Source organism: Lapidilactobacillus wuchangensis, assembly GCF_003946645.1.
Lineage (GTDB): Bacteria > Bacillota > Bacilli > Lactobacillales > Lactobacillaceae > Lapidilactobacillus > Lapidilactobacillus wuchangensis.
Genome location: NZ_RHOU01000003.1, coordinates 151,643 through 166,028 on the forward strand (window position 1 = coordinate 151,643; position 14,386 = coordinate 166,028).

Sequence of the window (14,386 nt, forward strand, 5' to 3'; positions counted from 1 at the left end):
CATTGCGTCCAAAAACTGTTCAAAACCTGCTCATTAGTTTCTTGATTGGTAAATGAATAAAGTGGTGCAAAACATTGGCCCAACCAGCTGAACCTGCCTCTTAAACAGCAGACAGAATGTTGTCTGACGCTGTTCCAGGATTCTTGGCATAAAACCACCGCCCAGACTATCAAGTTGAACTAAACCACATCCATATTAAAAAGCGGATTATCGGCACTAAAAGAATTAAACCCCGTTGATTAAGAAATAAGCAACCCAACAAGAAAAACCTACTCACCAATTTCTAGCATCAACTAGAGACCAATAAGCAGGTTACTTGTGTTGCTATTCAATTGTCACCGTCATTACTTCATTACTTCATGCCTTTATGACAGCACATACTGACCTAATTCCGCATCAAAATGGAAAACTTTTTTGTCAGCAGCCATTTCTAAAGTGATTTCTTCATAAACTGGTTGATAACCATGTTGTAGTAATTCAATCCGTTGTTGTAAACCATCAATTTCAATTTGGTAAAGATTATATTCGCCTTGTTGATAAGCAAAATCCAAACCATTATCTTGATAATGTTGATAGCTACCATGATCGCCAAACAAACGGAAAGTGATTTTTGTTTCAGGGGCTTCTTGAACATAGTCGCGATTTTCCGCATGCCATGGCAGCAAGGAATTTTTACGAACAAATAATGGTAAATGATCTAATGGTGCGTCGACCACAATATCTTGTTGACCGTGATATGCTGTCCCCGTCCAGAAGTCGAGCCAATCACCAGCAGGTAAATAAACTAACCGCTTCGTCTGACCGATATTGACGATTGGTGCCACTAATAAACGATCACCGACCATAAATTGGTCATTAATATTACGCAAGTGCGCATCTTGTTCATCATACAAAACCATCGCCCGCAAAATTGGTAGGCCGGTTTTTTCACCCTCAGCAAATAAATCATAAAGATATGGCAGCAAGTGATAACGCAACTGCAAATATTTGCGGTAAATGCTTAAAGTAGGTTCACCAAAAGCCCAAGGCTCCTGATGACGCGTCCCCATAGCACTATGATTCCGTAGCAAAGGACTGAAAATAGCTGCTTCGATCCAACGGGTCAATAATTCTGGCGTCGCGTCGGAGCCAAAGCCACCAATATCAGTACCCGCAAAGGCAAAACCACTCATCCCCAAATTACATAGTTGGGGAATCATCATTTGTAAATGAGCCCATAGGGAATGATTATCACCCGTCCAAACCGTTGAATACTTCTGGGTGCCAGCGAAAGCCGCCCGAGTAATCACGAATGGACGCCGTTGTTGCTGTTCTTTTAAGCCAGTATAGGTTGCCTTGGACATATTATGACCGTAAACATTATGAATTTGGCCGTGAGTAGCTGGTTGATCATGATCAGAGAAAATAATTTCGTCGGGAATTTCGCCGATAAATGAAGCCGGTTCGTTCATATCATTCCAAATACCAGAGACGCCAATGTCCGTCAAACGCTGATGATTTTCTGCCCACCATTTTTGGACCCGTGTCTTACCAAAATCAGGATAAACGGAATCTCCAGGCCAAACTCGGTTAACGTAATTGTAATCTTCCGGTGTTTTAGCAAAGAAATTATTACGAACGCCAGTATCATAAATATCGTAACCAGGATCTTGTTTGACACCGGGATCGATAATCGTCACAATCTTAATGCCCTTGGCTTTTAAATCAGCCAGGAATTGTTTCATTTGCGGATATTTCTTCTGGTCCCAAGTGAAGACCCGAAAATCATCCATATAATCAATGTCCAAATGGATGACATCGCAAGGCAAATGATACTCACGCATTTTGGCAGCAATTTCACCGATCTCCTTGGCATTCTTATAACCCCAACGCGACTGTTGATAACCTAAAGTCCATTTTTGCGGCAGCGGTGTCCGACCAGTTAAATACGTGTAATTCTTAATGACTTCCCGCAAAGTCTTACCAGCCATAATATAGTAATCCAAGAAACCATTAACGACTGAATAGAAATAGTAATGTTCATTTTCCTTACCAAGATCAAAATGGCTGCGGAAAGCGTTATCAAAGAAAAGACCATAAGGAACATTATTCTTTAAGCCTAGCAAAAATGGCACTGATTTATAAAGACTCTTGAAATTTTCCATTTGTGGTGCTGGGTCATCAGTGTTCCAGTTATCATACTCATAACCACGCTTGTTGTTGAAGCCACTTTTATCGCCTAACCCATAAAAAACTTCATCGGAAGCTAACTCCTTAACAACTTCCTGATAACCAACACCTGCTGCTGCATTCGCATCGGTTTCATGACCTTCAGCACTAGCCAATTTGGCCTGAGCTTCGTCCATATCACGATCTAATGGTGTTCGTTGACCACGATAATCCAGAATCAAAGGTTGCCCCGCTTGGTTAAACACATCGATCAATTGATCATCGTTAATTTCAATCCGTAATGCTGCCGTTGTTAAAATTAATTGATTCGCTTGTTCGTCCACCGAAAAATCGGTGGTCTGCTGCTTATTACCTTCAATTGCGTATGAAATAGCGCCCTTAGTTGCATCTTTCAGCACGCGCACAATTTCAGCAGTTAAAACAGTTAGCTGTAATAGACCTTGTTGATAATGGACGGTCACAGTCTGATCATTAATTTGATAATCTAAACGCTTATTTGTCATGTTGGTTAAAACTCCTCTTAAATGATAGCGACTACCTAATCTGCAAAGACTGGTAACGTTTACTTACAGAAGCCTATCACGGTCAAAAAACAGTGTCAATGTCATATCCCCTGAAAAAACCAGTACTATTTTAACAATTGTTTAATCGCTATTTTCTATCCCAGTACCGATTTAAGCACGGTTTGACAAGGATTAGCCGACTTAATAAGTTGGCCTAAGTCCATTTAACTGCAGGGTCATTCGGCAAAATTTGATAGCGGTAACAGAAACATTTCGATAATATTTGAAGCAATTACAGTTCAAAATTCAAAGACATTAAAACATGATGAAGACGGTAAAACAGAGCTGGTTTTGACTGCATTCCGGGCTTGCTGGTTGTGGGACGCTGCCGGCATTGAACTGAATCAATTAAAAGCCAAAGTTCAAAAGAGTTAAAACCCTATGAAGATGAATAAACAAAATTGCGTCTGACTCTGTTCCGGGCTGCTTGTCGTGGAACGCGGCCGACATTGATCTGAGCCTTTGTTGCACAAAGTTTCAGATACAAGTCTTATTGTAAGTGCTGAAAGCACTAACAATAATTTGGCGGCTGACGACAAGATCCCTCCACGCCGTCTGGAGTTGAAGTAGTTTTCTCTAGCTTTGTTAGAAACTTGGGCAATTGCAGTGGGACTAATCACCTTATTTCAAATCATTGTCATAACTGAACAGTATTACCAAAAAGTCTTTTTGACCCTCCTCTGGTTTCATCCAGAAAGTTTGTCAAACAAACTTATTATTATACGTTAATCTGTTTTTCTAAATAGTGATGCTCAATTCTGTTAGTTTTATCTGCTGATTGCTAGGCGATTAGCCTCTAACTTTGCTTGTATTAACTTGATATCAAATAAATCTGCAGTAGACCACATTAGTTCAAAACGAAGTGGAGGCCGCCGGGTTGTCAGTCGCCAAATTCTTCTTGCCGCTTTAGCGGTTAGAAGAAGGGTTGTATTTGAGATTGTTGCAAAGCAATAAGCTCAAATCAATCCCGGCAACGCTCCACAACCCGCCGGCCGTAACGGAGTTGTGCGCCATTTCGCCTAAAACCATTTTGGGTTTGAATCAGCTGTTCTTAATCAATCACCGCCACAAAAAAATATCGCCTGGGAACTTTCAAATCGAAAGCTCTCGGCGATATTTTCAAACTAACAATTAAGCCAACTTAGTCAAGTTAATGATTATTTTTTCTTAGGATCGAAACTTGATTTAGGACCTTCGTATTCATCTAAGATGATTTGCTTCATATCAGCAATCAAAGGTTCCTTAGGGTTCGTGATTGTACAGTTATCTTCGTAAGCTAATTCTGCTAAACGATCAACTGAATCAGTCACTTGTTTCTTAGTAATGCCCTGTTCCTTCAAGGACATCTTCACGCCAACACTTTCAGCTAGGTCGACAATACCTTGAATCAAAGCATCAACTAATTCTTCAGTTGTGTTACCTTTCAAGCCAACATAGCGGGCAACTTCAGCATAATCTTCGTCAGCGCGGAAGTAGCCATATTTAGCCCAAAGTGCCCGTTTAGTAGGTACTAAAGAATTGTAACGAATGACATGAGGCATGGTCAAAGTGATCACGCGTCCGTGAGGCAAATGGAATTCGCCACCAAGTTTATGAGCGATTGAGTGGTTGATCCCTAACAAAGCGTTAGCGAAAGCCATTCCGGCCATTGTTGAAGCATCATGCATGTTGGCCCGTGCTTGTTTGTCGCCGTCATAGCTCTTCTTCAAGTTATCAAAGACAAGTTTAGCAGCTTGTAAACTTAAACCACGAGTGTAATGTGAAGCCATTGTTGAAACGTAACTTTCAAGGGCATGGCATAAAACGTCAAGACCAGAGTCAGCCACAACTCGTTGCGGCACACTTTCGATAAATTGGCTATCAACAATTGCCACATCAGGTGTCAAAGCATAGTCAGCTAATGGGTACTTGATATTTGTTTCGCTATCAGTAATAACGGCGAATGGTGTTACTTCAGAGCCAGTACCAGAAGTTGTTGGCACACAAACCAATTTAACTTTATCTAAGTTAGGGAACTTGTAAGTCCGTTTCCGGATATCCAAGAATTTTTGTTTAGCGCCCCAGAATGAGGCATCAGGTGCGGTGTAGAATAACCACATCCCTTTAGCAGCATCCATTACAGAACCACCACCAACGGCAATGATTGTGTCAGGCTTGAATGAGCGCATCATTTCAGTCCCTTTATAAACAGTGTTGGTTGAAGGATCTGGTTCAACATCAACGAAACGTTGAACAGTGACAGGTTCTGGGCGGTTAGCAAGTGCATTAGCGACGATGTCAACGTAGCCTAATTTGTCCATGCCTTGATCACCGACGATAAAAACCCGCTTCAAGCCTTCCATCTTTTCTAGATAGTTGATGGAGTTCTTTTCAAAATAGATTTTGGGAGGCAACTTTACCCATTGTAAGTTATTCCGGCGCATTGCCACTGTTTTGATATTTAATAAATCAAAAGTCCCAACGTTATGCGAAATTGAGTTATGACCGTATGAACCACAGCCTAAAGTCAATGAAGGGATCATATTGTTGTATAGGTCACCTAAACCACCGACAGAAGTTGGTTGGTTTACTAAAATCCGGCAAGCTTCCATAGCAACGCCATATTCAACGGCTAAATCTTCATCAGCAGTATGAATTGCTGCAGAGTGACCACTACCACCTAAATCAAGCATGGCTTCTGCTAAAGCAAAACCATTTTCATGGTCGTTAGCTTTCAATAAAGCTAAGACTGGTGATAATTTCTCTCGTGATAATGGGTATTCATCACCGACACCATCAATTGGGGCAACCAAAACTGTGGTGTAATCTGGCACTTTGATCTTAGCTAAGCCGGCAATTTCAATTGCTGAATGACCAACGATTTTACCATTAACAGCATGTTTCTCTTTGTCGATAACCACATCACTTAAGCGATTAACTTCGGCAGGAGTAGCAACATAAGCATGTTGTGCCTTCAATTCTTTAACAACATCATTGTAAATTTCTTTGTCAACGATGATTGCTTGTTCAGAAGCACAAATCATCCCATTATCAAAAGCTTTTGAAAGTAAAACGTCATTAACAGCTTGCTTAATGTTGGCTGACTTTTCAATGTATGAAGGAACGTTACCAGAACCTACACCTAAAGCTGGCTTACCAGTTGAATAAGCAGCCTTAACCATGCCGGGACCACCTGTTGCTAAAACAGAGGCAACGCCAGGATGATTCATCAATGTTTGAGTTGCTTCAATACTTGGCTTAGGAATATAACTTAAAGCACCAGCTGGTAAACCAGCTTCAACGGCAGCTTTCTTAATGCAATCCAAAGCAGCAGCAGAACTCTTTTGAGCGCCAGGATGGAAAGCAAAGACGATTGGGTTCCGTGTCTTAATGGCGATCAATGATTTGAACATTGCTGTTGAAGTTGGGTTTGTAACAGGTGTCACCCCAGCAATAACACCAAGAGGTTCAGCAATTTTAACTAAAGAATGTTCTTCATCACGTTCGATGATGCCGACAGTTTTATCGTTTTGGATAGCGTGCCAAATTTCTTCGGTAGCGTACATATTCTTAATGGCTTTATCTTCGTAAACACCACGGCCAGTTTCTTCAACGGCCATTTTAGCTAATTTCATATGTTCATCCAAACCAGCGATGGCCATTTGGTGGACAATATGATCAATTTTTTCTTGATCAAAAGTTTTTAAAATTTTAAGGGCTTTATTGGCTTCTTCAACTAAGCCAGTAACCATTTCTTCTACTTCATTGGGTTTTGTTTCTGTTTTTAACATGGGGAATGCCTCCTAGATTAATTTAGCAATATTCCGTTATCTCTTTCACAAGAATATCATACCCCATTTATTTCTAAATGTAAACACTTTTCTGTGAATCTGTTCACCGATTTGAAAATTGCCTTATCTTCACAATTATATCCTTGATATAACAGTATTAATCCGATTAAAAATAATATTATTTAACATATGAGCAAAACAAAATAAAGCGTTTTTAGTGACTGTATTTACATTAAGTAAGTTGGTTAGCAACCGCTTTAATTTACTGCTAAAAAATCGTCAATTTCCTAATGCAAGCGTTTCTAGAAATTCACTGAACAATATTCCAAATTTAGGCCAAAAAAATAACCTTATCCAGTTAGAATAAGGTTATTTTTTAAAAGCATTAATTATTATTTTTGATCATCTTTCTGGTCAGCATCGTCAGATTTTTTGTCATCAGAGGCTGGTTCTTGACCAACTGTTGTTTCAGAAGAAGCATCATGAGTTTCTTCTTTAGGTTCAGCAACAGGTGTTTCTGATGCTGCTTCAGCTGGATGAACGTCACGAATAGCTGTTCGATTAAATGTTAAGAAGATACCATCAGCATCGACAACAACGGTACCAGCAGTAGTATCGATTGAATCGATCACACCATGCAAACCACCAATAGTTACGATCCGGTCGCCCTTCTTCATGCCATCTAACATGGTCTTACGTTGATTCTGTTGTTTTTTACCAGGACGAATCATCGTGAAATACATGACGACGAACATCAGAATGATAATAATCAAGAAAGAGAAATTACCACCCATGCCTGCATTTGTTTGTGCAGCTAAAATTAAATTACTCAAATTTACACCTCATTTTTTTAAATCTACTATATACTGTACCAAAGCTATGCCATAAGTTCCAGCGCTTTCATCGTTAAAGCTTAAAATTTCTGACAATTTCAGTCTCTAGGCTGACTTAGCCGCCTAGAAATTCCGAGCATTGGCTTCATTGAAGCCATACTTTTCAAATAATTCAGCCCGAAAATCAAGCAAGGTATCATCCTGAATTGCTTGGCGAACTTGGCGCATTAAATGCAACAAGAAGTATAAATTATGATATGAAGTCAAGCGTAAGCCGAAAGTCTCGTCGGCCTTGATCAAATGACGGACATAAGCCCGACTGAAATTACGACAAGTATAGCATTGGCACTCATCATCAATTGGTCGGAAATCATGAGCATAGGCGGCATTTTTGACGACTAAGCGACCATGAGACGTCATGCAGGTACCATTACGGGCAATTCGCGTTGGTAAGACACAATCAAACATATCGACGCCACGAATCACACCATCAATTAAAGAATCTGGTGAGCCAACACCCATTAAATAACGGGGTTTGTTTTCAGGTAACAATGGCGTGGTGAATTCCAGCATTTCATTCATTTCTGGTTTGGACTCGCCCACTGACAAGCCGCCAATTGAATAACCAGCAAAGTCCATCGAAGTCAGATCAGCAGCACTTTGTTGACGCAGGTCTTTAAAACCAGCGCCTTGAACGATACCGAAAAGCCCCTGAGTGTCAGGATTCTGATGTGCTTTTAAGCCCCGTTCAGCCCAACGTGTGGTCCGCTCAATCGACTTCTTAACGTAATCATGACTTTCATAAAATGGCGGACATTCATCTAAGCTCATCATAATATCTGGACCTAAATCATTTTCAATGCCAATTGCTTTTTCTGGTGAAAGGAACAGCTTCTCACCATTTAAATGACTACGGAAATGAACGCCCTCTTCAGTAATGTCACGAATATTAGCTAACGAAAATACTTGGAAGCCACCGGAATCGGTTAAGATACCTTTGTCCCAATTCATAAATTTATGCAAGCCACCTGCTTCACGAACAATCTCGCGACCAGGACGAAGCCATAAATGATAAGTGTTGGCTAAAATAACCCCAGCACCCATTTCATCAAGTTCTTCTGGCGATAATGATTTCACTGAAGCCTGGGTGCCAACTGGCATAAACATCGGCGTGGGAAATGTGCCATGAGGTGTGATCAGTTCGCCTAAACGCGCGCCAGTGTGCTTTTCTTTCTTAATTAAGTGATAACGAATCGGTTGTGTCATAATTACTCCTTTATTCAATAACCGTCTGGATTAAAATCATCCTAAAAAATCTCAATGCGACGCTAATCGTCGAAATTGAATCAATGTCAACTTTACTATTATATAGCATAAAAAATATCGCCACAATGCTAATTAGGGAAAAGTGCTTTGATGCGACTACCGGCTTGTTGATTTGAGCTAGTTACAAATCAAGGTCAAGGCCTTTAGAATCTAGTGATAATGTTGAAACAGAATGGCGTTTGACTCTGTTTCGGGCTGCTTGGCGTGGAACGCGGCCGGCATTGATTTGAGCTTATTGCTGGCGCAACAATCTCAAATACAAGCCTTGTTCTAAGTGGACCAGCCACTAAGAACAATTTGGCGGCTGACGCCAAGATCCCTCCACGCCGTCCGAAGTTGATTTAGTGCACTTCAACTTAGATAGCGCTTAAAACAATTGTGGTGGGACTAATCAACCTAATTCGAATTATTATCACAATTGAATGTAGTAAAAAAGTCTGTTTGATAGTTATCTGATTTAATCAAGAAAGCTTGTCAAACAGATTCATTAGTTTACCTCAAACTGCTTTTCTAAATAGTGGTGCTGCATTCTGTTAGTTTCCACAGGTGGTTGCTGGGCGATTGGCGTCAGCTGTGAAATTATTCTTAGCGATTTATCGCTTAGAATAAGCCTCGAATTTGAAACAATTTGGTTTGCAATTGGTTCAAATCGACGGCCACAGCGTTCCACGCCCATTCAATCGCCCAGCAACCACCTTTTCCAATTGGGGAAGACTAAACACTCTTCTACTCAACCCGCAATTTTTTAGCAAAAATGTGTTGATACTAGCCTAAATAACTAAAAAAAACTTAACCTTGGTTATCCAAGATTAAGCTCATTATCCGACTTCATTAATTTATTTGATAAACATAGCATCGCCAAAGCTGAAGAAACGATACTTCTCAGCAACAGCGTGTTTGTAGGCATCTAAAATGGTGTCACGACCAGTAAACGAAGCCACTAACATGACTAACGTTGATTTAGGTAAATGGAAATTGGTAATGAAGGCATCAACGGCTTTCCATTGGTAACCGGGCTTAATAAAGATGTCCGTCCAACCACTGTCAGCTTTGATTTCACCATTAAATTTAGTGGCCACTGTTTCCAAAGTCCGAATTGAGGTCGTCCCTGTAGCAATAATCCGACCACCATTGGCTTTCACTTCATTCAAAGTTGCCGCCGCCTCTTCAGATAATTGGTAAAATTCGCTATGCATTTTGTGGTCTTCAACATTCGTTTCAGATACCGGGCGGAAAGTCCCGAGGCCAACATGCAAGGTAATGTAAACCAATTTAACGCCTTTAGCTTGAACCTTTTCTAGTAACTCTTTGGTCCAGTGTAAACCAGCTGTTGGTGCTGCAGCCGAACCTAATTCTTTGGCATAAACGGTTTGGTAGCGTTCAGGATCCTCAAGCTTTTCTTTGATATATGGTGGTAACGGCATTTCGCCAAGTTTTTCGAGGATTTCCAAGAAAATACCATCATAATCAAATTTAATCATTCGACCGCCATGTTCCAATTCCTTAGTCACAGTAGCTGTCAGTTCGCCATCACCAAAGACAACTTTTGTGCCAACAGTGGCCCGACGAGCAGGCTTCATCAAAGTTTCCCACTCATCACCTTCAGTGTTCCGCAATAACAGGACTTCTTCGTGACCACCAGTTTCCGGCTTAACGCCGTATAAACGAGCGGGCATCACCCGACTGTCATTCATAACCACTGCATCGCCAGGATTTAATTGATCAATGATGTCGTAGAAATGTTTATCTTGCATCTCACCAGTTTTGTGATCGAGAATTAATAAGCGTGATGTGTCCCGCTTTTCAATTGGGGTTTGGGCAATTAGTTCATGGGGTAAATCGTAATCAAAATCTTCAGTTGTTAACATAATTTCGCCTCTATTATTTTTTCCAAAATCTAGTTTATATTCTACTACTTTAATCGGTTGTTGGCAGTGCGCGATGTAAATGGGTATAGGCCTTCTTAGTCACCATTCGCCCGCGACTAGTCCGTTTCAAGAACCCTTGTTGCAACAAAAATGGTTCGTACATTGTCTCAACTGTTTCCACATCTTCACCAATATTGGCGGCAATCGTCTTCAAGCCAACAGGGCCACCTTCATACAAATCGATCATCATCGTTAATAAACGGCGATCAACTTGATCAAGTCCTGCTTGGTCGACTTGCAATTGATCTAAGGCTTGTTTTGCCAGGTCCCGATCAATGGTGGTTTGTTGCGCCACCTCGGCAAAATCACGAACTCGTTTCAATAAGCGGTTGGCAACTCGGGGCGTCCCGCGCGAACGCAGCGCAATTTCTTGAGCGGCTGATTCGGTCACTTTAGTATGTAAGACCGTTGCCGAACGTTGCACGATGTCCTGTAAATCAGACTCTTCATAATAGTTTAAAGATGCCAGGATACCGAAACGATCACGCAATGGCGCCGATAATAAACCAGCTCGCGTCGTGGCGCCAATTAGTGTAAATGGCGGTAAAGGAAAATGAATTGGATGAGCAGTCGGTCCTTGACCAACAATAATATCAACGAAGAAATCTTCCATCGCTGAATATAACGTTTCCTCAACAACCCGCGGCAAACGATGAATTTCGTCAATAAACAAGACATCTCCAGGTTGGAGATCGTTTAAGACTGATAATAAATCACCGGATTTTTCGATTGCTGGTCCGGAAGTCGTGCGAATATTGACTTGTAACTCGTTGGCAATCACAAACGCTAAGGTCGTCTTACCTAAGCCAGGCGGTCCATACAATAACACGTGATCCAACGCTTCTTCACGTTGCTTAGCGGCTTTAATATAAACTGACAATTCCTGTTTCAGCGCTGCTTGACCAATATATTCCTTGAGAAACTTTGGTCGCAACGACTTTTCGTTATCAGCCTCTTGTTCATTTTCCGACTCACTATTGATAATGCGATCTGTTGCCATTTTGCCACCTTCTTTCCTATTTTATTTTTAGCATTTAATGACTCAGTTGTTTTAAACCAGCACGAACATAAGCGTCAGCGCTGCTTAAATCTAAAGCTGCTAGTTGTGGTTCAATCTTATCTAACTCTCGTTGACTATAGCCCAGCGCCGCTAAAGCTGCTAGCCCATCTGCCAAAATCGGATTAGCGGAAGCAGGACCCACTGACTCTGGTGTAAATAATGTTGCCGTTTCGCTTTGACCAAGTTTATCCTTCAAATCAAGAATAATCTGTTGGGCAGTCTTTTTCCCCACCCCAGGAAACTTGGTTAAGAAACGGACATCCTCAGTCCGAATCGCGGTTAACAAACCATGATGATCATCGGTCGCCAAAATCGCTAACGCACTTTTTGGCCCGATACCAGAAACACTGGTTAATTGATCGAACAGTGCTTTCTCGGCTTGATCACGGAAGCCATACAAAACTTGTTCAGTTTCACGAATGATCTGTTCCACATAAATTGTCACCGTGTCGCCTTCGTGATATTGATAGGGATTACCTAACAACAGCCGAAAACCAATTGGCCCCACAGATAGTACTAAATAATCGGGCTGAATGGCCACGACCTTGCCAGTTAAAAATTCAAACATATGAACCCCCACTTTATTTTATTGATAGGACTCACCTTGCCAAGAATGATGAGAATCTTGAATTCGTTTAAACATTCGTTCCAAATCTTGATTACTATAATGAACCAAAACGGGCCGACCATGCGGGCAATTAAAAGGATTCTCAGTCTGCGCTAAATCATGAAGCAACTGCTTAGCCTGCTCTGGCTCCATGTGATGATTGGCCTTGATTGAGCCCTTACATGCAGCCATAATTGCGGTTTTTTCCCGGAATTTAGCCACAGAAATTTTGCCATCAGTTAAGAAATAATCGATCATTTCCCGAACCATTGCTTCTTCCTGACCAGCTTTAAACCAAGTGGGATGACTATGGAGAATAAAAGTATTATCGCCAAATTCTTCCAACTGCAGGCCCACATCGGCCAACAATGGCAGATGTTCTTTAATTATCAAGTAATCACTAACGGAATAAGTTAGCACTAACGGTACTAACAAGTTCTGCTGATCCGCGGTCACTTGGCCAATAGTCACCCGCAATTGCTCATATTTCACCCGTTCTTGGGCCGCATGCTGATCCAATAAATAAAAACCATCGTCACTTTCGGCAATTAAATAAGTGCCATGAATTTGACCTAAATAACGTAATTCGGGAAAGCGGACTGGCGCAGCGGTAGTGCCAGGTGCGCTAGTCTCGTTTTCAAACAAGCCCGTCTGTTCTGTCTTAGTTGCGACTTCCGGTGCCGGCTTTTCCACTGGCTTGGGTTGATTAAAGGGACGCGGTTTAGCATCTTGAGCCAACCACTGATCCCAAGCTTGTAAAACCGGCTGATCTTTGAACGGATTTTCGACTAGCGGCGCCTCAGTTAAGGCCGTTAGTTCGTCGGCATTATCAGACGCATTAGTTGCTACAGCGCTGGTTGCTGCCGGATCAGTTGCCTCAGGATTAGCTGACTTTTCCGGAGAACTGTTCTCAGCAATGGTATCAGCGGCTGGCGTTGAATTAGTAGCGCTGTTTTCTGGATTAGCAGCAGTTGTATAATCGATCACTGAGTTTGCTGGCGCGTTAACGTGCGTAGTTGTAGCGGCTGGTGGCACTGGTTGTTGCGCTTGGTGACTCGCCTGGGCCAAATCAGTCGATAATTTGTTGAAATCAACTTTGGGCTGATGGCTAGCTAAATTCGTAAGAGCGTCTGGAATCAAATTCTGAGCAGCCAAGGCTTGGCGGACAGTCGTTTCCACTAACTCAGTCAACTCGGGTTCTTTGCTCAGACGGACCTCTTTTTTAGTAGGATGGACATTCACATCGACGAGCAACGGATCCATCGTCAATTGAATAATCGCGACTGGATAGCGGCCCACCATTAGCTTAGTGCCATAACCTTGAATCAAAGCCTTCGTCAAGGCGTAATTCTTAATATAACGACCATTGATCAAGAAAGAGATGTAGTTATTGCTGGAACGGGTGACGGCTGGCCGCGAAATGAAGCCATTGACCTTAAAATCAAGATCATCATTGCTGATCGGCAGCAATTCTTGGGCCACGCTAGCCCCGTAAATACCGGCAATAGCTTGTTGCAAATTACCATTGCCTGCTGACAAAACGAGCTGGTGGCCATTATTGATCAAGGTAAATGCAACTTTAGGATAGCTTAAAACTACCCGATTCATGAAATCGGCACTATGACGTAACTCCGTGGTTTGCGACTTCATATATTTCAAACGAGCCGGGGTATTATAAAACAAATCGTTCACCGTAATTGTGGTTCCTTGGGGATGACTGGCTAATTTAATTGTCGGCGTTTCATCAGCAGTAATGTTCATTTCACGGCCGGTGTTGACACCACCAGTGCTGGTTTTCAACTGCACCTTAGCCACTGAAGCAATACTGGCTAAGGCTTCACCGCGAAAACCTAGTGAGTGGACGCGAAACAAATCTTCCCGCGAATTAATTTTACTAGTGGTATGACGACGAAAAGCAATTTCCAAATCATCCGGCGCAAAACCGGAACCATTATCAATCACCTGAACTTGTTTCAAACCTGCATCAGTTAAGAAAACTTGAACTTTAGTGGCGCCAGCATCAACGGCATTCTCCACCAACTCTTTCACCACTGAAGCTGGTCGTTCGATCACTTCCCCAGCGGCAATTTGATTACTTAATAATGTTGATAATTGATGAATCTTGCCCAT

8 protein-coding genes are annotated in these 14,386 nt (G+C 41.8%); all 8 read right to left on the reverse strand.

All coding sequences use genetic code 11. From position 1 onward, the window contains the following. Window positions 1-365: 365 nt before the first annotated feature. The 8 genes from EKM82_RS04325 to mutL all read right to left on the reverse strand — a co-directional run bounded on the left by EKM82_RS04325 (window position 366) and on the right by mutL (window position 14,386). Window positions 366-2,672, reverse strand: a complete 2,307-nt coding sequence (locus EKM82_RS04325; protein WP_125767089.1) for a glycoside hydrolase family 31 protein — start codon at window positions 2,670-2,672, stop codon at window positions 366-368. Between the two features lie 1,217 nt (window positions 2,673-3,889). After that, the gene (gene adhE, locus EKM82_RS04330) at window positions 3,890-6,502 is read right to left on the reverse strand and encodes a bifunctional acetaldehyde-CoA/alcohol dehydrogenase (protein WP_125767090.1); all 2,613 of its coding nucleotides are present in this window, start codon (window positions 6,500-6,502) and stop codon (window positions 3,890-3,892) included. 392 nt (window positions 6,503-6,894) lie between these two features. Next, window positions 6,895-7,335, reverse strand: a complete 441-nt coding sequence (gene yajC / locus EKM82_RS04335) for a preprotein translocase subunit YajC (RefSeq protein WP_318531084.1) — start codon at window positions 7,333-7,335, stop codon at window positions 6,895-6,897. 123 nt (window positions 7,336-7,458) lie between these two features. Then, on the reverse strand, window positions 7,459-8,601 hold the full coding sequence (gene tgt, locus EKM82_RS04340; protein WP_125767091.1) for a tRNA guanosine(34) transglycosylase Tgt: 1,143 nt from the start codon (window positions 8,599-8,601) through the stop codon (window positions 7,459-7,461). A gap of 896 nt (window positions 8,602-9,497) precedes the next feature. Further along, a complete protein-coding gene (gene queA, locus EKM82_RS04345) occupies window positions 9,498-10,532 on the reverse strand; it encodes a tRNA preQ1(34) S-adenosylmethionine ribosyltransferase-isomerase QueA (RefSeq protein ID WP_191988105.1) in 1,035 nt (344 codons plus the stop codon). Window positions 10,533-10,578: 46 nt separating this feature from the next. Beyond that, window positions 10,579-11,589, reverse strand: coding sequence for a Holliday junction branch migration DNA helicase RuvB (gene ruvB, locus EKM82_RS04350; RefSeq protein ID WP_125767093.1), 1,011 nt, complete (start codon window positions 11,587-11,589; stop codon window positions 10,579-10,581). Window positions 11,590-11,623: 34 nt separating this feature from the next. Then, a complete protein-coding gene (gene ruvA / locus EKM82_RS11310; RefSeq protein ID WP_164508100.1) occupies window positions 11,624-12,217 on the reverse strand; it encodes a Holliday junction branch migration protein RuvA in 594 nt (197 codons plus the stop codon). Window positions 12,218-12,235: 18 nt separating this feature from the next. After that, a complete protein-coding gene (gene mutL, locus EKM82_RS04355) occupies window positions 12,236-14,386 on the reverse strand; it encodes a DNA mismatch repair endonuclease MutL (RefSeq protein WP_164508101.1) in 2,151 nt (716 codons plus the stop codon).